Source organism: Citrobacter amalonaticus, assembly GCF_001559075.2.
Taxonomy (GTDB): Bacteria; Pseudomonadota; Gammaproteobacteria; order Enterobacterales; family Enterobacteriaceae; genus Citrobacter_A; species Citrobacter_A amalonaticus_F.
The window spans coordinates 1,005,966-1,026,897 of record NZ_CP014015.2 but is presented as its reverse complement, the minus strand read 5'-3'; the positions used below and the strand labels follow the sequence as shown (position 1 = coordinate 1,026,897).

At 55.2% G+C, this 20,932-nt stretch carries 15 protein-coding genes; 4 read left to right on the top strand and 11 right to left on the bottom strand.

The window, feature by feature from the left end; translation table 11 throughout:
- The first annotated feature begins 37 nt into the window (after positions 1-37).
- Positions 38-1,136 (top strand): peptide chain release factor 2 gene (gene prfB, locus AL479_RS04900; protein ID WP_099433741.1). Its coding sequence is split into 2 segments (ribosomal slippage): positions 38-112 and positions 114-1,136, totalling 1,098 coding nucleotides; the frame shifts between segments, so codons are not numbered across the junction.
- A gap of 9 nt (positions 1,137-1,145) precedes the next feature.
- Positions 1,146-2,663 (top strand): lysine--tRNA ligase, encoded by a 1,518-nt coding sequence (gene lysS, locus AL479_RS04895; protein ID WP_061075270.1) that lies wholly within the window; start codon positions 1,146-1,148, stop codon positions 2,661-2,663.
- A gap of 51 nt (positions 2,664-2,714) precedes the next feature.
- Here the strand turns inward: lysS and idi are convergent, their stop codons facing one another.
- The 11 genes from idi to mocA all read right to left on the bottom strand — a co-directional run bounded on the left by idi (position 2,715) and on the right by mocA (position 18,411).
- Positions 2,715-3,263, bottom strand: a complete 549-nt coding sequence (gene idi / locus AL479_RS04890; RefSeq protein WP_061075269.1) for an isopentenyl-diphosphate Delta-isomerase — start codon at positions 3,261-3,263, stop codon at positions 2,715-2,717.
- A gap of 134 nt (positions 3,264-3,397) precedes the next feature.
- Positions 3,398-3,523 (bottom strand): hypothetical protein, encoded by a 126-nt coding sequence (locus AL479_RS24000; protein WP_225622841.1) that lies wholly within the window; start codon positions 3,521-3,523, stop codon positions 3,398-3,400.
- A gap of 1 nt (position 3,524) precedes the next feature.
- The gene (locus AL479_RS04885) at positions 3,525-4,973 is read right to left on the bottom strand and encodes a nucleobase:cation symporter-2 family protein (RefSeq protein WP_061075268.1); all 1,449 of its coding nucleotides are present in this window, start codon (positions 4,971-4,973) and stop codon (positions 3,525-3,527) included.
- Positions 4,974-5,036: 63 nt separating this feature from the next.
- Complete coding sequence (gene ghxQ, locus AL479_RS04880) at positions 5,037-6,404, bottom strand: guanine/hypoxanthine transporter GhxQ (protein WP_061075267.1); 1,368 nt, start codon at positions 6,402-6,404, stop codon at positions 5,037-5,039.
- A 32-nt stretch (positions 6,405-6,436) separates the two neighbouring features.
- Positions 6,437-7,753 (bottom strand): guanine deaminase, encoded by a 1,317-nt coding sequence (guaD, locus tag AL479_RS04875; protein ID WP_061075266.1) that lies wholly within the window; start codon positions 7,751-7,753, stop codon positions 6,437-6,439.
- 17 nt (positions 7,754-7,770) lie between these two features.
- On the bottom strand, positions 7,771-9,171 hold the full coding sequence (locus tag AL479_RS04870; protein WP_046483296.1) for a nucleobase:cation symporter-2 family protein: 1,401 nt from the start codon (positions 9,169-9,171) through the stop codon (positions 7,771-7,773).
- Positions 9,172-9,333: 162 nt separating this feature from the next.
- Complete coding sequence (locus AL479_RS04865) at positions 9,334-12,204, bottom strand: molybdopterin-dependent oxidoreductase Mo/Fe-S-binding subunit (RefSeq protein WP_061075265.1); 2,871 nt, start codon at positions 12,202-12,204, stop codon at positions 9,334-9,336.
- The gene (gene ygfM, locus AL479_RS04860) at positions 12,201-12,980 is read right to left on the bottom strand and encodes a molybdopterin-dependent oxidoreductase FAD-binding subunit (RefSeq protein ID WP_061075264.1); all 780 of its coding nucleotides are present in this window, start codon (positions 12,978-12,980) and stop codon (positions 12,201-12,203) included. Before ygfM ends, AL479_RS04865 begins: the two co-directional genes overlap by 4 nt.
- 45 nt (positions 12,981-13,025) lie before the next feature.
- Positions 13,026-14,354 carry a putative aminohydrolase SsnA gene (ssnA, locus tag AL479_RS04855; RefSeq protein ID WP_061075263.1) on the bottom strand — a complete coding sequence of 443 codons (1,329 nt, stop codon included), beginning with the start codon at positions 14,352-14,354 and terminating at the stop codon, positions 13,026-13,028.
- A gap of 2 nt (positions 14,355-14,356) precedes the next feature.
- The gene (gene ygfK, locus AL479_RS04850; protein ID WP_061075262.1) at positions 14,357-17,461 is read right to left on the bottom strand and encodes a putative selenate reductase subunit YgfK; all 3,105 of its coding nucleotides are present in this window, start codon (positions 17,459-17,461) and stop codon (positions 14,357-14,359) included.
- Positions 17,462-17,838: 377 nt separating this feature from the next.
- Entirely contained in the window at positions 17,839-18,411 is a 573-nt protein-coding gene (gene mocA, locus AL479_RS04845; RefSeq protein WP_061075261.1) for a molybdenum cofactor cytidylyltransferase, read from the bottom strand.
- Between the two features lie 48 nt (positions 18,412-18,459).
- Between mocA and yqeC the strand changes: the two genes are divergently transcribed.
- Together yqeC and yqeB are read left to right on the top strand one after the other, a co-directional pair.
- Positions 18,460-19,227 carry a selenium cofactor biosynthesis protein YqeC gene (gene yqeC / locus AL479_RS04840; RefSeq protein ID WP_046483280.1) on the top strand — a complete coding sequence of 256 codons (768 nt, stop codon included), beginning with the start codon at positions 18,460-18,462 and terminating at the stop codon, positions 19,225-19,227.
- 48 nt (positions 19,228-19,275) lie between these two features.
- Complete coding sequence (yqeB, locus tag AL479_RS04835; protein ID WP_061075260.1) at positions 19,276-20,901, top strand: selenium-dependent molybdenum cofactor biosynthesis protein YqeB; 1,626 nt, start codon at positions 19,276-19,278, stop codon at positions 20,899-20,901.
- Positions 20,902-20,932: the final 31 nt, after the last annotated feature.

The window sequence follows — 20,932 nt, the reverse complement described above, 5'->3', positions numbered from 1 at the left end:
ACCGCATTTTGACAAGTCCAATAAAAGAAATCAGACCATGTTTGAAATTAATCCGGTAAAAAACCGCATTCAGGACCTCACGGAGCGCTCCGACGTTCTTAGGGGGTATCTTTGACTATGATGCCAAGAAAGAGCGTCTGGAAGAAGTAAACGCCGAGCTGGAACAGCCGGACGTCTGGAACGAACCCGAACGCGCACAGGCGCTGGGTAAAGAACGTTCCTCGCTTGAAGCGATTGTCGACACCCTCGACCAAATGTCTCAGGGTCTGGAAGATGTTTCCGGCCTGCTGGATCTGGCTGTAGAAGCCGACGACGAAGAAACCTTTAACGAAGCCGTTGCTGAACTCGATACGCTTGACGAAAAACTGGCGCAACTGGAGTTCCGTCGTATGTTCTCTGGCGAATATGACAGCGCCGATTGCTACCTCGATATCCAGGCCGGTTCCGGCGGTACTGAAGCGCAGGACTGGGCAAGCATGCTGGAGCGTATGTATCTGCGCTGGGCAGAAGCACGCGGCTTCAAGACCGAAATTATTGAAGAGTCAGAAGGGGAAGTGGCCGGGATCAAGTCCGTGACCATTAAGATTTCTGGCGAATATGCCTACGGCTGGCTGCGTACGGAAACCGGTGTTCACCGTCTGGTGCGTAAGAGCCCGTTCGACTCCGGCGGTCGTCGCCATACCTCGTTTAGCTCCGCGTTCGTTTACCCGGAAGTGGATGACGACATTGATATCGAAATCAACCCGGCGGACCTGCGTATCGACGTGTATCGCGCATCCGGCGCGGGCGGTCAGCACGTTAACCGTACAGAATCTGCGGTGCGTATTACTCACATCCCGACCGGGATTGTGACGCAGTGCCAGAACGACCGTTCCCAGCACAAGAACAAAGACCAGGCCATGAAGCAGATGAAAGCGAAGCTTTATGAACTGGAAATGCAGAAGAAAAACGCTGAGAAGCAGGCGATGGAAGACACGAAATCCGACATCGGCTGGGGAAGCCAGATTCGTTCTTACGTCCTGGATGACTCCCGCATTAAAGACTTGCGTACCGGGGTTGAAACCCGCAACACGCAGGCGGTGCTGGACGGCAGCCTGGATCAATTTATCGAAGCAAGTTTGAAAGCAGGGTTATGAGGAACCAACATGTCTGAACAACACGCACAGGGCGCTGACGCGGTAGCCGATCTTAATAACGAACTGAAAACGCGTCGTGAGAAGCTGGCTGGCCTGCGCGAGCAGGGTATCGCCTTCCCGAACGATTTCCGTCGCGATCACACCTCAGACCAACTGCATGCTGACTTCGATGCGAAAGAGAACGAAGAGCTGGAAGCGCTGAACATCGAGGTGTCCGTTGCAGGCCGCATGATGACCCGTCGTATCATGGGGAAAGCGTCCTTTGTGACGTTGCAGGACGTGGGTGGCCGCATTCAGCTGTACGTTGCCCGTGACGATCTGCCGGAAGGCGTTTACAACGAGCAGTTCAAAAAATGGGATCTCGGCGACATCCTCGGCGCGAAAGGGAAGCTGTTCAAGACCAAAACGGGCGAACTGTCTATCCATTGCACCGAATTGCGTCTGTTGACCAAAGCGTTGCGTCCGCTGCCGGATAAATTCCACGGTCTGCAGGATCAGGAAGCGCGTTATCGTCAGCGTTACCTGGATCTCATCTCTAACGATGAATCCCGCAACACCTTTAAAGTGCGTTCTCAGATCCTGGCCGGCATCCGTCAGTTTATGGTCGGTCGCGGCTTTATGGAAGTTGAGACCCCGATGATGCAGGTGATCCCAGGCGGTGCGTCTGCGCGTCCGTTTATCACCCATCATAATGCGCTGGATCTGGACATGTACCTGCGTATTGCGCCGGAACTGTACCTGAAGCGTCTGGTGGTTGGCGGCTTCGAGCGCGTGTTCGAAATCAACCGTAACTTCCGTAACGAAGGGATCTCCGTGCGTCATAACCCCGAGTTCACCATGATGGAACTCTACATGGCGTATGCGGACTATAAAGATCTGATCGAACTGACCGAGTCTCTGTTCCGTACGCTGGCGCAGGATGTGCTGGGTAAAACGGAAGTCCCTTACGGCGATGAAGTGTTTGATTTCGGTAAGCCGTTCGAAAAACTGACCATGCGCGAGGCTATCAAGAAATACCGTCCGGAAACGGAAATGGCTGAACTGGATAACTTCGACTCTGCCAAAGCGATCGCTGAATCTCTCGGTATCAAGGTCGAGAAGAGCTGGGGTCTGGGTCGTATCGTGACTGAAATTTTCGAAGAAGTGGCCGAAGCGCATCTGATTCAGCCGACGTTCATTACCGAATACCCGGCAGAAGTGTCTCCGCTGGCGCGTCGTAATGACGAGAACCCGGAAATCACCGATCGCTTTGAGTTCTTCATCGGCGGTCGTGAGATCGGCAACGGCTTTAGCGAGCTGAACGATGCGGAAGATCAGGCGCAGCGCTTCCAGGATCAGGTTGACGCGAAAGCGGCGGGCGACGACGAAGCGATGTTCTTCGACGAAGACTACGTTACCGCGCTGGAGCACGGTCTGCCGCCGACCGCGGGTCTGGGTATTGGTATCGACCGTATGGTTATGCTGTTCACCAACAGCCATACCATCCGTGATGTGATCCTGTTCCCGGCGATGCGTCCGGTAAAATAAGCTTCACGGCGACGGCTAATAAAAAAACCTCGGCTGACATGCCGGGGTTTTTTATTTCTGACGGCTAAAGTTAAGGAGTGACGCTCGCGCCGTATCGTTTGACGCCTGCATCACCATCCACGGACTGAAAGCCCACGGCGTTGCGCTAATTCCGCGTAAAACCGCCTCCAGATCGCTCCACTGATAGTCCATCACTTCATCGCTATTGATCTGCAGTTCACTGGTCACTCGTGCGGCATAGACCGGGCAAACCTCATTCTCTACGATCCCGCCGGGATCGGTTGCCCGATAGCGGAATGTCGGGTAAACGGAAGTCAGGTTGGCAATCTCTACGCCCAGTTCATGACGGCAGCGGCGGACGACAGCTTCTTCTTGGCTTTCACCCCGTTGAGGGTGGCCGCACACCGAGTTCGTCCAGACTCCGGGCCACGCCTTTTTTACCAGCGAACGGCGGGTCACCAAAAGTTGCCCCTCTGCATTGAACAGCCAGGAAGAGAAGGCGAGATGCAGTGGTGTGTTGGCGGTGTGGGCGGTGTATTTTTCCAGCGTGCCGGAAGGGGTGTCCTGTGCATCCAGCAAAATGACGTGTTCCTGTTGCATAATGTCTCACTGTCAATCTTAAGCACATACCAGTATATGAGATCTCGAGACGCAATGATTAGCTCAGGGAGCGTTTAACGCTGAAATTCGACATCCGCAGCTTGCAATACGGATGTCGGGGCAGGAATGTGATGTCAGAAAAACAGCAGCATAAACCGGAAGCGACTTTCGATACCCAGCGCAATGCCGTCAGAAACAGCGGGTATCGACATCAGCATGAGCAACAGCAGGGTAATCAGGCAGCGCCAAAAGAGATTCATGCTATTCATCCTGCTGATTTTTTTTCAGCTTGCGCATCAGCAACCACATTCTCACCGTTCTGACCTTCAGGTTTTTATCGGAGATGGATTCCTGTACCAGCCCGGTATGATGGTGGTAGCCATTGAAAAACAGATTCAGTACAACAGCGCTGAAGGTGGCCAGCATGATGCCGCTGTGTAGCAACGGCTGGAGAACGGCTGGCAGGCGAGAGAAAAAGTCATGCGATAACGTCGGCGTCATGCCAACCCCCAGGCTGATGGCCACAATGTAGAGGTTGTAGCGGTTCGTGGTGTAATTGCAGCGCGAGAGAATGCGGATCCCGGTTGCCAGTACCATGCCAAACATCACCAGACCTGCGCCGCCGAGGACGAATTGCGGAATGGAGGCGACCAGAACCGCCATTTTCGGCACCATGCCAAACAAAATTAAGATGACGCCAGAGGCGATGCAGACCCATCGACTGTGCACGCGCGTGACGCTGACCAGGCCAACGTTTTGGGAAAACGAGGTATGGGGAAAGCTGTTGAACAGTCCGCCAATCATTGTCCCGACGCCATCCACGCGCAGGCCGCGAATGATATCTTGCGATGAGAGTTTGCGACCGACGATTTCGCCGAGCGCCAGGAACATGCCCATCGATTCAATAAACACAATGATTAACACGGCCGTCATGGTCAGAATCGACACCGGATCAAAGACGGGGATACCGAAGGCCATTGGGGTGACAATCGCGAACCACGAGGCATCGTGCAGGCCTGACAAATTCACTTCATTCATCATCCACGACAACGCAAAGCCAAAGATGATCCCCAGCAGGACCGCGACGTTGGACATGAAGCCTTTGGCAAATCGGGTGATTAATAAAATAAAAATTAAGACCGCAAATGAAATCCCTAAATAGACCGGATTCCCATACTCAGGATTACCTTTCCCGCCAGCAGCCCAGTCAACGCCCACCTGAATAATGCTCAGACCAATCGAAGTGATCACCACGCCCGTTACCAGCGGGGGAAATAAGGGCATCAGGCGACCGACAAGCGGTGCTAAGAGTGTGGTGATCACGCCAGCGGCAATGGTTGAGCCAAAAATGCCCAACAGACCGATATCCGGATTGATGCCAATCGCAATCATTGGCGTCACTGCGGCAAACGTCACCGACATAATCACGGGCAGGCGAATCCCCATAAAGCGGCCGATGCCAATACATTGCAGCAGGGTAACGATCCCGCAGCAGAAGAGATCCGAGCTGATTAACAGCGCAATGGCTTCTTTGCTGAGGCCGAGTCTGTCGCCAATCATCAGCGGTACAGCGACCGCGCCCGCGTACATAACCAGCACATGTTGCAGACCGAGTACGACCAGCTTGCCAGGCGATAATATACGATCAACCTCATCGGTGGCGCGGCCTTGCCCCGACGGTGAGGGAAGTTGGGAATCTATGGCGCTCATGCGTTTTCTCCTGAATGGCGAGGCCGATAGAACAGCTCCGCGCGCGTTTGCGCGGAGCATCGCTTAAATAGCCCATCCGCCGGCGTAGAACGCCACCAGCGCGACGGTAATGATGACGGTACCGATATTCAGCTTCTGCCATTCCCGGGCAAAAACGCGACCGACAACCAGCGTCACGAAACCGAGCATAATGCCGGTGACGATATTGCAGGTCAGGACGATAAAGACCGCGCAAACCAGACCGGCCATCGCATCGATGAAGTCATCGAAATCCAGTTTTGAGACGTTACTGAGCATCAGTAGACCGACATACATCAGCGCAGGCGCCGTCGCATAGCCTGGGATCAGGTAGGAGAGAGGAGACAGGAACAGGATAAGCAGGAACAAACAGCCGACGATGGTGGCGGTCAGTCCTGTTTTTCCTCCGGCGGCGGTACCCGCAGCGGATTCAATATAGACGGCGGCCGGCGCTGCGCCCACCAGTCCGGAGAATACGGAGCTGATGGAGTCGCTGGTCAACGCTTTACCACCGTTGATGATCTGGTTGTCTTTATCCAGCAGATTCGCTTGTCCGGCGACGGCGCGGATAGTGCCGGTGGCATCAAATACCGCCGTCATCACCAGCGCCAGTACGCTGGGTAGCACCACAGGCTGTAAGGCTCCCATGATATCAAGGCTAAAAATCAGAGACTTACCATCTTCACCGCTCAGACTGGGCATGGCGACCAGGCCGTGATATTTGACGGCAGGGTCAAATATCAAACCGATAATCGAGATGGCGATAATCACCAGCAGGATCCCGCCGGGGACCCGGCATTTCTCCAGCCCGAAGATGACCGCCAGCCCCAGCAGACTCATCAGAACCGGAAAAGAGGTAAATGCGCCGAGTGCCACCGGAAGCCCTTCCAGCGGGTTTTTAATCACCATACCGACGCCGTTTGCCGCGATCAGTAACAGGAACAAGCCAATACCAATCCCTGTGCCATGCGCGATGCCCATTGGTAAGTTTCGCAGGATCCAGGTCCGGAACCCGGTAACCGAGATGGCGGTAAAGATCACCCCCATCAGAAATACCGCGCCGAGGGCGACAGGAATCGAAATGTGTTGCCCCAGCACCAGGCTGAATGCGGTGAAGGCGGTCAGCGAAATGGCGCAGCCGATCGCCATCGGCAGGTTGGCCCACAGCCCCATCAACAGCGAGCCGAAGCCTGCGACGAGACAGGTGGCGACAAAGACGGCGGCGGGCGGGAATCCCGCTTTTCCCAACATTCCGGGCACAACAATGACTGAATAGACCATCGCCAGAAAGGTGGTCAGCCCGGCCAGTATTTCCTGGCGCACGGTACTGCCACGCGCCGTAATCTTGAAGTAATTATCCAGCGCGCCGCGTGGTTTCGACGTGTCGGGGGTTTGCAGAATATCTCCAGACATAATGATGTCCTCAGCAGGATGTTAGCGTTCTGTCAGGTCCGTTCGTACACCAGACGCCCGTCGACGTAAGTGCGGTAAATAGAGCGATCGTCGCCCAGCGTCATCATCACGAACAATTTGTCGACCAGGGATGTTGAGTTGTCATAGCGCAGTTGTTGCAGCGGCGTCGCTGTCGGTTCCAGCACCACAAAATCTGCCTCTTTGCCCGGCATAAAGTTACCAATCAGATTGTCGAGGCCCAGCGCCTTCGCACCGCCGAGCGTCGCCAGGTAAAAGGCTTCGTATGCCGAGAGTCGGTAACCCTGTAGTTGCACCACTTTGTAGGCTTCGTTCAGCGTTTGCAGCATGTTGAAGGTGGTGCCGGCGCCGATATCGGTCCCCATACCGACGTTGATCTTCTTCCTCCAGGCTTTTTGCAGATTGAACAAACCGCTGCCGAGGTAGAGGTTTGAGGTCGGACAAAAGGCGATGCTGGAGTGGGTTTCGCTCAGGCGATCCCACTCTTTCTCTTCCAGATGTACACAGTGGGCGAAGACGCAGTTTTTTCCGGTCAGTCCGTACTGGTGATACACATCCAGATAACCGTCATGTTCCGGATAGAGTGCCTTAACCCAGGCAATTTCATCTTTGTTTTCACAGAGATGGGTATGGACCCAGGTATCGGGATATTCTTCTCGCAGACGCTGCGCCATCGCCATCTGCTGCGGAGAGGAGGTCGGGGCAAAGCGCGGCGTGATGGCATACAGCAGGCGGCCATTTTTGTGCCAGTGCTCAATCAACGCCTTACTTTGCAGGTAGCTGCTCTCGGCGTCGTCCAGAAGGTAATCCGGCGCGTTACGGTCCATCATCACTTTGCCGGCGATCATGCGCATATTGATATGGCTGGCGGCTTCAAATAGCGCATCCACGGACTGCGGATGCACCGTGCCAAAAACCAGCGCGCTGGTGGTGCCGTTACGCAACAGTTGCTTGATGAAAAAAGCCGACATCTCGCGCGCGTATTCCAGATCCTCATAGCGTCTTTCGGTCGGGAAGGTGTGCTTATTCAGCCATTCCAGCAACTGCTCGCCATAGGCACCGACCATTTCGCTTTGGGGGTAGTGGATATGCGTATCAACGAATCCCGGCACGACCAGTTTTCCGCGATAGTCACGGACACGGATGGCGTCAGGGATCCGGTGTTTTCCCGCTTCCCACTCGCCAAACCATTCGACTTTTCCCTGGCGAATCAGCAGCAATCCGTCTTCCAAAAATCGCAGCGCTGAGGCGATCTCTTCCGGGTTTTCGACGGTGCGGGTGACATCAATAAAGCTGCCGCGCACCGCTTTCAACGTGTGTTCTCCAGACATCGTAAACTCCTTTACCGTTAATCCGTTTCCTCCGGGGAGATGATGCCCGGCAGCACTTCTTCAGGCCGGTAGCCTCCAGGGAGAATGATATTCAGTAGAATGGCAGTCAGACCGCCCGCGCAGATGGGGTTTTCCACCAATACATAAATTGAGGCAGGCAGGATTTTGAATATTTCCGGGTCATAGGAGACGCCCAGACCCAGTCCCAACGAGGTGGCGACAATCAACGTTTCACGACGCTTAAGCCCGTTGGTGATGATGATGCGGATCCCGGCGATTGCGATCATCGAGAACATTAGCGTCATCGCGCCCCCCAGCACCGCTGACGGAATGGTGGTAAAGAAGCCGCCAATCATTGGAAACAGTCCAAGCAGCACTAGCATGACGGCGATGGTGCGGCCGATATAGCGAGAGGCGACGCCGGTCATCTGGATAACGCCGTTGTTTTGCGCAAAGGTCGTCAATGGCAGTGAACCCACCGCAGAGGCAATGACGGAGACCAGCCCATCGGCCAGTACGCCGCCTTTCAGGCGTGACTGGTATTCATCCCCCTGAATGGGGCGTCTGGACACCATCGCGGTCGCGGTAATGTCGCCGACGGCTTCCAGCACGCTGAGCAGATAAATGGTCCCAACCACCAGAAAGTGATGAAAGTTGAACTGGAAACCGTACTTAAAAGGGGTTGGGATGGTGACCCACGGCAGATTGCGCATACTGCTGAAATCCACCATGCCAAGGCACAGAGAGACGATATAGCCCACACACAGCCCGATCGCGATGCCGCCCATTCTCAGTAACGGACTGCGGCAGCAGTTAAAACCGATCACCACGATCAGCACCAGCAACCCGACGCCGATGTTCTCGTAGTTTCCGTAGGTGCCGCTGCTTTTCGCCGCAAAGCCGCCGCCAAAATCGATGATCCCGACTTTAATCAGGCTCAGGCCAATCATTAGCACCACAATGCCGCTGACGGTCGGAGTGATGACTCTGCGCAAGTAAGGCAAAATGAAAGACGATCCCACCACCAGAAATGCCCCGACAAATGAAACGCCGAGCAGCGATGACATGATCAACTCTTCATGGAATCCGTCGTTTTTCATCCCGCTGCCCAGGGCAATCATCACCGTGACAAACGAAAAATTGACCGACTGAATCGAGAGTAAGCCGGAACCGACCATGCCATAGCGATTGACCTGCAGCCAGGTGCCGATGCCAGATGCAATCATCGCCATTGAGACCAGATAGGCGGTGGTTTCCGCTGACAGCTGTAGCGCGGTGCCGACAATTAATGCGGGCGTGACCATGGGGACAAAGATGGCCAGCAGGTGGGTGATCGCGCCGATAATAGACTGATGAAAGGGAGGGCGATCCTCCAGTTCGTAAATCAGATCTGAGCCTGCACGTGATATATCAGACATCCCTTCACTCCTTAATAAGTAAATTTGATCATCTGAATCAGCAGAATTAAATTCTGCGAATTTGAGGCGCAGGTTGCCCTGAGAACGGCTTATCTCATTTCCGCAGACGGCATTTAATCATTATTGAGTCATGAGAGCGGGCCGCCTGAGCGGCCCACGTCGTTACATTTTTTCCAGCGCGGTCAGTATTTTCTCCGGTGTGAAATGCCACTCGCGTAACCATACGCCACAGGCATCATGAATCGCGGTGGCAATGGCAGGCGCCGCGCCGTTAACGCCAATTTCAGAGATCGATTTAGCGCCAAAGGGGCCAACCTTATCGTCGCTCGGCACCAGCACGGCACGAAAATCCCGAGGGATGTCGCCAATTTTGGGCGCACCGTAACTGCGCAGATCGCGGGTCAGCGGATGGCCTTCGGCATCATAGAGGATCTCTTCGCTCAGGCTATGGCCGATGGCCCGCATCGACGCACCGTAAATTTGCCCCAGTGCGAGTTCCGGGTTGACCGGTGTGCCGCAGTCCAGCAGCGCGTAGAACTTGTCGAGACGGATTTCACCGGTTCGGGTGTTCACCGCGACCTCGGCGAAGTTCGCCCCATACGGGAATGCGAAGTCTGCGGTGATGTAACTGGCCGTGGCGACCAGCGTGCCAAAACCGGTTCCCGTCTCCGCTTTGTGCGCGATCTCAGCGTAACTCACTTCGCCCTGCTTGCCGCGTACAACGCCAGGTGACGCCAGTTGAACGTCAGCAACGGGTTCGCCCAGCATCTGCGCACCGTGAAAGAGGATTTTTTCACGTAGGTTTTCTGCTGCCTTACGCGCCGCGTTCCCCGAGAAGCAGGTGCCGGATGAGGCGTAAGCGCCTTTGTCGAAGAGCGCATGGTCAGTATCGCCAGAGATGACATGCACCTCTTCTGGTGCACAGTGCAGTACTTCCGCCGTCAGTTTAGTGACAACCGTATCCAGCCCAGTGCCGATATCTGCGCCGCCGGAGTGGACGATGAAGGTGCCATCGGACTCCAGTTTGATCATGCAGTTCGCCTGATCGATGTCCGGGATCCCTGACTTCTGCATAATAATGGCGACCCCGCGACCGGTACGCCAGTCACCGTCCTGTGGTTTGGGCGAGGACCAGTCGATCATCTTCCGCCCCTGACGCAGGATCTCTTCCAGTGCGCAACTGGCCGCGGAGGGAACGGAGGTTGGCGCTTTCCCTTCACCGATCGCGCCGAGTATTTTCAGTTCCTGTCCTTCGTGAACCCGATTGCGTTCGATGATCTCCAGTTGGTCAATTTGCAGCTGTTCGGCAAGCTCGGCTAACGCCATTGTCATCGCAAAGGTGCCTTTCGGTGCGCCATAGCCCTGATAGGCTCCTGTCGGGCAGATATTGCTGTAGTACGTGGTGACCTGGAAATCGACATTGTCGCAAGGGTATAGCGGTAACGAGAGCGCCGGGCCGTTGCTCGGCACGGTTAACGAATGGTTGCCATAAGGGCCAGTATTGGCGCGGAAGTCCATTTTGACCGCCGTCAGGCGACCATCTTTCTTCGCGCCTAGTTTGACCGTGACTTTTGCCACGTGACGGGAGGTATTGGCAATAAACTCCTCTTCACGGGTATAGCGGAAATAGACCGGGCGTCCGGTCACGCAGGTCGCCCATGCGCAGACTTCTTCCAGCAGGATGTCCTGTTTAGAACCAAAGCCGCCGCCGACGCGCTCCTTAATGACGTGGACCTTATGCTGCTTCATGCCAACGAGACGGGCAACCTGGCGGCGAAGGTGCCACGGTACCTGCGTTGAGGCGTGAATGATCAGGCGATCGCCGTCCATGCGGGTAAAGCAGATATGAGGCTCTGCCGGGCACTGCTGCGCCTGTGTGGAGTGATAAGTACGCTCGATGATCACATCCGCTTCGGCAAACCCTTTCTCCATATCGCCGATATGACCATGAATGCTGGCGGCGATATTTTTTCGCGGGCGTGAACCAATCGGGAAGTTGATGATCATGTGTTCGCCACGTTGAGCGGCATGGCGGTTGTCTTCTTCCAGCGTCTCCGGCGCGCCAGCGACGTACACCACCGGTTCATCGTGTACGACTGGCGCATCGTCCGCCATGGCTTCGTCAATCGACAATACCGGCTTAAGCACATCATATTTCACATCGATGAGTTCGAGCGCGGCCAGCGCAATCTCTTCGCTCTCTGCAACCACGGCGGCAACACGATCGCCGACGTGACGCAGTTTCTTACCGAACATGCGACGGTCGAGCGGGGAGGGTTCCGGCGCACTTTGTCCGCCGGGCGTATAGTAGATGTCGGGACAGTTGCGGTGGGTGATCACGTGAACCACGCCGGGCAACGCTTCGGCTTTGCTGACGTCAAGATGAGTTATCAACGCATGGGCGTGCGGACTGCGCAGCATTTTAATGACGCAGGCGTCAGGGGTGATACGGTCTTCCACATAGCAGGGTTTGGCCTGGACCATTTTGGCGGCATCGGTTTTTGGCCAGGGTTTACCAATCACCGCGAGATCGTCGCGGAACGTGGGAGCGACAGTCATACGGGCTTGCGGATCGTTTTTGCGCGCCACCGCTAGTTCGATCACCTGATAATATTGCTGCCAGCCGGCATCACGACTGAACAGACCGGACAACGCATCGTCAATCTCTTCACGGTCAGGAATCGCGATACGTTCCAGCAGATCGGTGATGATCAATGCGGCAGCCGGATCGTTATAACCGGACTGCACAACACCGACATCCACCATCGCCTGTTGTACCAGGCTCAACGCATTCCATTTACCGAGTGATTCGCTGGTGCGGATTTCCGCGTGATCCAACTGCGCGGCAATCAGTAATGAGGCATTGACGATGCGACCGTTGTAGAGAATCGCGTCCGAACCGGCGAAACCGAATCCGTCGTCACTGTTGCGCACGGAGTGCATGCCCAGGTTAAACAGCAGCTTCTGTACGTTTTCGCCCGGGTTAATCTTCATTTCACGGACCATGCCGTTCAATGTGAAGTGAATCATCATACAACGTCCTCCCCGGCCATCAGACAGTCGGCATACAGATCGGCTACGACCACGCCGGTGATATAGCGCTTATAGGCCGCGCTGCCCCGAATATCATCCTGTGGGAATATGGCGTTTGCGACCGCCTGTTCCAGTTCCGTCCCTTCGCGCGTTTGTGTTTCCACATCATGCAGGCGCAGTGCTTTGTCCGCCACGCCGTCCAGCGCGATGCAAATGCCACCGTGTTCTGTTAACGCGACCGCTGCCGTCACGACGGTTAATCCGGCCTGTGAACGGCTCACTTTGCGGGTGGCGCAAGGGCGGAAGGGATCTTTAATGATAATTTCGGTGAGCAGGCGATCGCGTGGATCGGCGAGATAGCTTTCCAGTGACAGGGTTTCGCCATCACCAAACACCAACTGAGCGTCCAGCGCCAGCAGGACGGGGAGTAACACGGACTCTTGCTGTTGTGCGGCAATCTCGCCGCCGAGGGTAGACTGGTTGCGTAGATGGCGGGAGTAGATAAAGCCGATCGCCTCCCGCAGTGCCGCCGGAAGATAGCGGGCGTCGTGCAACGGTTGCAGGCGAGTCATCGCCCCAATACGCAATGCGCCATTGTCCCAGTCGATCCACTCCAGCTCCAGATCCTGCAGTGAAATGGCAATCTGTTTGTGGGTACGCGTTGGCGTCGCGTTGAGTTTGCTGCCCCCGGCAAACCAGACGGCGTCCTCCTGATAGCGGCGCTTGAGTTCCAGCGCCTGGTCAACGGAGTCGGGCCTGAAAAATTGTTCAATCATCATCATTCCTCATCACTCCCTCTCCCGTTCAGGAGAGGGTACGGGCTATGCCAGCGCATCCATTCGCCGCCACATGTTGGCGGCGGCTTTTCGGGCCTGCGCATAAATGGAATCGGTATCGAAAGTGAACTGACGGTCTTCATACACCATCACGCCATTCACCATCACGCTGTGCACGCTGCCTGAACCGAGACCGAAAGCGATATGCCCGGCAACGTTTTCAGCGATCAGCGGCGTCGGCGACGAATAGTCGAGGAGGGTTAAATCGGCTTTATAACCGGCTTGCAGTTGGCCAAAATTTTCTCCGAAGTTGCGGTGCAACAGTTCGTTGCCGTTCGCCAGTGCTTTCGCAAAGCTGTCAGGCCACAGAGGACCGCCCGCGTCGCGATGTTTGAAGAAGGCAAATTTCATCTCTTCAAGCATGTCGGAGCCGATGCCGTCCGTCCCCAGCGCCAGATTGCGAATATGGGTAAGGTGGTGGTTATAGCCCACATGGTTATTCATGTTGGAGCGGGCATTGTGTACCAGGAAGGCATCTTGCTGATTCAGCAGCGCGATATCTTCCGCAGACAAGTACAGGCCGTGTGCGACCAGCGTTTTACGGTCGATGAGCCCATATTCCGCCAACCTGACCAGCAGGTCTTTACCGTACAGATGATGACTGTGGGAGACATCGTAGCTGTCTTCCGCCGCATGGATATGCAGCCCACGCCCGGTAGCGTTGATGGCCTCGCGTAGCATCTCCAGACCGGCGTCGGGCACGGTAAAGGGGGCATGCGCGCCAATGTGCGCTTCCACCAGATATGGCTCGCTACCGCTCTCCCGTGCATGGTCTATCTGACGGGCGAAGCGGATATTCTCTTCGACGCCTGCCTGTAGCTCTTTGATTCCCTCGTTACGGTCGGTGGTTTCAAAGCAGGTCATTGCCCGCAGGCCGACTTTTAAAAAGGCTGAACGCAGTGTAGAGAGCGAACCCTGTATGTAGCCAGGTGAAGCATGGTGATCGATAACCGTAGAACATCCGCTCTTAATCGCCTCCAGTGAGCAAATCAGTCCGCTGTAGTAGAGCGACTCTTCGTCCAGAGCTCGGTCCAGGCGCCACCACAGGTTTTTCAACGTTGAGATAAAGTCCGGACTGGGGGCGATATTGGCCTGGATCCCGCGCGATAAACCGGAGTAAAAGTGGTTATGCGCGCAGACCAGCCCCGGCATCACGATTCGTCCATGCATCTCTTTCCATTGCGCTTGTGGGTAGCGCTGCGTCAGGGCGTCACCCACCTCAACAATAACGTCTTTGTCGATCGCAATATCCACCCCTTCACGCACGCTGGCCGGATGAAGTTGTACAGCGGTGACATTTTTCAGAATCAACATGATTACACCTCCACGCGGCCTAACAGGTAATGGTGATGCTGGTGGACATAGCTGATGACGCGGCACATATCATCCAGTTCCGGCGGGATGCTGGCGAACTGCCCATCATGGCTGATGTTTAACACCCAGCTTTGGTCATTCAGCCGGACTCTGACCCGATCGTCTTCCACCAGGAAACCCGGGTTGCTGCTGTTGTCGAAATCCTGCGGCAGGCTAAAGAGCGTGACTTTGTCTTTATACGGCTTGCCCTGCCACGGACAGAATTGAGCGCAGTTACCGCATTCGTTGCAGTAAGCGTCCAGGTGCAGCGTCTGGAAGCGGTTCTGGAATCCCGGCACGGGAATTGACACATTGGCGCGGTTCGGACAGACATCCACGCATTTGCTGCAGACATAGTTGCATTCAAGGCAGCGGGCCGCTTCCTGGGCGACAAAGGCGTCACGGTCGTCTTTATCGACCCTCGCGACCGCGATCTCGCCTTTACGCTGATAGATTTCAGCGGGGCTGACGTTATTCCAGCGCTTATCGCCATGGTGGGAGCGGATATTTTCCCGCCAGAGGATGGTATCTGTGGCCCGACGCGCAGAGCCGATGGCGGCAACAATGGATGACGGACCACGCTGGACGTCGCCAATCATGAACACGTCAGTGAGGCGGGTTTCGCCATTGTTGTTCACCTCTGGCCAGCCTTTGCTGTCCAGCGGAACACCCATTGCATTCAGCGCTTCGGTATCCTGCTGTTCACCAATGGCGGTAATCAGACTATCGATGTGCAGAGTCAGCGTTTCGTCGGTTTCCACCGGACGGCGACGCCCTTTCTCATCCGGCTCCCCGAGCGTCATGATGCGCAGGGTGAGTGTGCCATCCGCATCAAAGCGTTCTGGATTGCTGAGGAAACGGAACTCAACCCCATCGTGCAGGGCCTCTTCATACTCTTCACGCCAGGCGGGCATCTCCTGCAGCGAACGACGGTAGACCACGGTGACTTTTTCCACACCCGGTACGCGCAATGCCGCACGGGCACAGTCCATCGCCGTGTTACCCGCGCCGACGATCGCCACATGCTTACCGAGCGTCAATGCAGTTCCCTGGTTGTATTCACGCAGGAAGGGAAGCGATTTCCAGATGTTGGGGTTGTCGCCATCGAGCTTCACGCCGCTGTTTTTATCCGTACCGGTTGCGATCAGAACATAGTGGAACCCCTGATCTTTCAGGCCTTGTACGGTCAGATCTGGCGCACAGCTATATTCGAACTTCACGCCATGATCGGCGACAAAATCGATATCGTGCTGGATGAGCTCTGCCGGAATACGGAACTGGGGAATGATATTTTTCACTACGCCGCCCGCGTTGGCTTCGCGTTCAAATAGCGTCACCGGGTGTCCTGCCCGGGCAAGGAAGTAACCGGCAGCAAGCCCGGCAGGACCCGCGCCGATGATCGCAACCGGATGACGTGAGCCCGAGCCTGCGGGTTTGTGCCAGCGCTGTTTGTATTCATCCCACCCTTTTTCCAGCGCCACTTTTTTCAGTTCACGGATGTTCAGGGCGCTGTCATAGTCCAGACGGGTACAGTTGTACTGGCACTGATGATCGCAGATATGACCGGTGATTGCGGGGAGGGCGTTTCGCTGATAAATCAGCTCCAGCGCGTCGGCATAACGCTGCTCGCCCAGCAGGCGAATATACTCCGGAATGTCCTGTTTGATGGCGCAGGCCGTAATACAAGGAGCGACGTAGCAGTCGGTCAGCGGCAAGCCGTCGGCCACTTCAATGCGCTCTTCAGGTTTCCAGTGTTTCTGGGTGTAGGCCATCGTGACGGCCTCTTCCGCCAGTCGATTCAGACGTTCGACATCGACATGCTCCATTCCCCACGCATCCGAGGACTCCAGTTCACGCATACAGGCGCTGAGTCGCAGGTAACCGCCTGGTTTTAACAGGTCAGTCGCCATGGTGATCGGACGAATGCCGGTGTCAAAGATATCGCGGATGGTTAACTGGCTGGCGCCGCCGGAATAGGAGATGGGCAATTGGCCGTCGAACGCCCGGGAAAGCACGGCCGCCACGTTGATTGAGAGCGGGAACAGCGCCCGGCCGGACATATACATCTCTTCGCCGGGAAGCGCACCTTTGTTATTAACGGTGCCAAGGGTATTGGTGAGTTTGACGCCAAAACCCAGCGACTTTTCTTTTGCCAGCGCCATCAGGCGCTGCAACATTTCCAGCGCCTGGGTGAGCTTAAGATCGTGCTCAAATGACTCTTCTTTTAAGCCGACATAACCGAAGCCGCAGTTGTCCAGAATTTCACGCACCCGAGGATAGCCCAGCAGTGTCGGATTCAGCTTCACAAAGGTATTCAGTCCTTTTTCTTCCAGCATGTAGCGGCAGATGGCTTCGATTTCGTGCGGCGGGCAGCCGTGCATGGTGGACAGCGTGACGCCCTGCACCAGTTTTGCGGGAATGCGCGCCGGCAACGCCTGTAGACGTTCCCGATGTTCGTTCAACCCGTGGCGCGCCAGGAATGTCTCATCGTGTAGCCACTGCTGTAGCGTGTCACGATACTGTGCGAACTTAGGATGCGCCGACGCGTCCATCATGTTGTCGATGAACTGCTGCATAGGCGGTTGCTTGATGCCGTCAAGGTTATAGCCGACGCTCATATTAAAAATGAACGACTTACCGGTATCGGCTCCCGAAGGCTGCAGCAGTTGCTCCAGTAAATGCAGGGCGAACCAGGCTTTAAGATACTCATCCCACGCTTTCAGCAGCGTAAATTCAGTCGACCATTCGGTATTGAAGCACTCATCTTCCGCATCAATACAGGGTTTTTCCAGCTCCAGCCGATCGAGAATCTGGACCGTTTTGAGTTCAATAAACCGACCGCCAGTTAGCCAGGAGGTGATGATATTTTGTGCAAGCTGAGTGTGCGGGCCGGCGGCGGGGCCGACGGGGGTGGCACAGGTTTCACCGAATACGCTTATCGATTTGCCTTTATCCGGTGAATAGAACTGCTGCTCAGGAATACCAAAGATCGAGCGCTGCTGCTGATATTCATCAAATAGGCGCGTCAAAAGTTCCTCAAACGGAATCGGACGCATTATATCCCCCATACCCCTCTCCTTAGCTTTACTCGGCTTACTTTCGGTTGTGGCAAGACAGCCGGAAGGCGCGCGTGTTCATAGTTGTCATTGGTTGACCGGGACTGACAAAGCCGGCGGTTTGGAGAAATAGAGCAACATTCGCACCACTCTGACAAAGCGGAGCCATAAAAATATAATTTTGTGAGGCGCTTCTAATCTTAAGTCCGCTTTGTGAAATATCTCACAAACGCTAAATGAGAATGAAAATCAGCCGGGAGAGGTATTGCGATAAGGTATTTCATCATCGCATTCTATTTTCTCAAAAATGGCGGTCGCTTATCATTATGATAAGTGAAAAATGAGGAGGGAAATATTTGAACGCAATCGTTTAACTCCGTATTTACTATTTATCTGTGTCGACGTTGCGCATTGATAAAATCCTCTGGAGTATCAATATCCAGAGTGATTCGGGCATCGTTTATTTCAATGATATTATGTTTTCCGCGCAGCAATGTCTGACGCATACTGCTGACATCCGGTTGTGAGATGGCCTGCAACAGGCATTTTTTGGAAAGTAATATAGGATGACCAGGCTGGCCCTGATAGCAAGGGATAAGTGCGTTATCGTTGCGTAAAACCCAGATTTTACGAAAAATATCGCTGTTCAGTTCAGGCATGTCACCGTGCGTGATGAAGCAGTGCTCGCTGTACACGGCGACAGCGCCGACCTTAATTGACGTAAATAAGCCCTGAGCATAATCCGGATTGTACGTAATAATGATATTGGGCTGATTCGCATAGCGATTATGTATCTCAGTTGCGCGGTAACCAGAAACTAATATTACCCTGTTACAAAATTGCAGCGCGTTTTTGATACTTGCATCAAGAATTGTTCCTTCGTGCCAGGGTAACATCATTTTCCATTTTCCCATTCTGGATGATAACCCAGCTGCAGTAATTATACAGTCGACGATAGGCATGGCGATTCCATAATGTCTATTAGACGTTGTGTCACTTCAGAGAGGCTTATGAGTATATCGGGGCATGCTTCTTTATTCTTTGATTTAGGTGCACAGAAACGGCCAACGGTTATTTCAATTGTCGGTGCTGGTGGGAAAACCAGTACTCTTTTCTGGCTTGCTCATCTCTTTCAATTATCAGGTCGACGGGTATTTATCACCACGACGACGCATATGTTTCTGCCTGACCAGGCCTGGCCGACCCTTTTCTGTCGGGAGCCCGCCGGGCTGCCGTATCAGGTGTTAATGCAACCCATCATAACCTGCTTTCGGTCGTGGAAAGCGCCATTGGGAAAAGCGCGTGGTTTCTCACCCGACGCCATCGATGCTCTGGCCAGGCGTTCGGAATGTGACGTGGTTCTCGTCGAGGCAGATGGCGCCCGTGGAATGCCGCTTAAAGCGCCAGATGAGCACGAACCTTGCATACCTGAAAGCAGTTGCTGCGTGATTGCCGTTATGGGTGGACACCTTCTGGGGAAAAGTGTGGGGGCAGAGCAGGTACATCGCTGGCCGCAGTTCGCCGGGATAACAGGCCTGACGGAGGGATCCCCCTTATCGCTGAAGGCGCTTATCCGCCTGGTTCAGCACCCACAGGGGGCTTTCAAAAATGCCCCGCCAGCCAGTCGACGCGTCTGGTTTCTCAATCGTTTTTCTCAATCTGAGAATGCCATTGATGAACGCGAGCTCATCCAGCCGTTATCAGACGGTGATGTGCAGGCTATCTGGCTGGGGAATGCACTGGAAACGCCTGCAATCGCGCGCAGATTTGTGAGATAGCGACGCCGGGAACACCGGGTGACTGAAAGGATATCCATTGAGGTTCGTATGAATATTTTCACAGAGGCTGCAAAACTTGAAGAGCAAAACCGCCCATTTGCGCTGGCACAGATTGTCGATAGCCGGGGTTCCACGCCCCGCCATTCGGCACAGATGCTGGTACATCAGGATGGGTCTATCGTCGGGACTATCGGCGGTGGCATGGTGGAGCGCAAGGTGATCGCCGAGGCGCTGCTGGCGTTACAGGAGAGAAAGCCGCGTATGTTTCATGGCCGGATGGCCCGCAACGGCGCTGATGCCGTCGGCTCGGACTGCGGCGGCGCAATGTCGGTCTTTATTAGCGTACACGGCCTGCGCCCGCGACTGGTGTTAATCGGCGGCGGGCATGTGAACCGGGCGATTGCCCAGGGGGCGGCGCTGTTAGGGTTTGATATTGCCGTGGCGGATGTTTATCGCGAGAGTGTTAATCCGGAGGCTTTCCCTCCATCGGTACAGTTGTTACATGCCGATTCTTTTACCGCGGCAGTGGATGCGCTGGAGATCCGTCCGGACAACTTTGTGCTTATCGCAACGAATAATCAGGATCGGGAAGCGCTGGACAAATTGATCGAGCAACCCGTCGCGTGGTTGGGTTTGCTGGCAAGCCGCCGCAAAGTGCAGTTATTCATGCGTCAGTTGCGGGAAAAGGGTGTCGGTGAAGAGCTCATTGCCCGCCTGCATGCGCCTGTGGGTTACAACATTGGCGCCGAAACGCCGCAGGAAATTGCGGTCAGCGTGCTGGCGGAGATCTTACAGGTCAAAAATAATGCGCCTGGCGGACTGATGATGCGCGCCGCGCATCCGTCCGGCCATCAGCGCGTGGTGATTCGCGGTGCAGGGGATATTGCCAGCGGCGTAGCGCTGCGATTGTTCCATGCCGGTTTCAAAGTGATCATGCTGGAAGTGGAAAAACCGACCGTCATTCGCCGTAGTGTCGCCTTTGCGCAGGCCGTCTTTGATGGTGAAATGATCGTGGAAGGCGTGACGGCACGGCTGGCCACCTCGTCGGCAGAAGCGGCGGCGTTAGCCGAACGCGGTTTTATCCCGATTCTGGTCGATCCCGCAGGTTCGTTGATCGATGCGCTAAAACCCGTCTGCGTAGTGGATGCGATTCTGGCGAAACAAAATCTGGGTACGCGAAAAGAGATGGCTCCCGTGACCATTGCGTTGGGGCCTGGGTTTACTGCGGGTGAAGACTGTCATGCGGTGATTGAAACGAATCGTGGACACTGGCTGGGACAGGTGATTTACGCCGGTTGTGCACAAGAAAATACCGGGATACCCGGCAACATCATGGGGCATACCGCACGGCGTGTGATCCGTGCGCCCGCCGCAGGCATCATGCGCGCCAGGGTGAAACTAGGCGATCTGGTGGAAGAGGGGGACGTCATTGCCTGGATTGGGGAGCACGAAATCAAAGCGCCGCTATCGGGTATGGTGCGCGGCCTGTTAAGTGACGGTCTGGCGGTGGTGGGAGGATTTAAGATCGGTGATATCGACCCACGCGGCGAGACGGCCGATTTTACCAGCGTCTCCGATAAGGCGAGAGCGATAGGCGGCGGTGTGCTGGAAGCGCTCATGATGCTGATGCATCAGGGGGTGAAGTCAACGAATGAGGTGCTTGAAGTGGCGTAATGTGAATGGCCAGATGGCGCCATGTTTACCC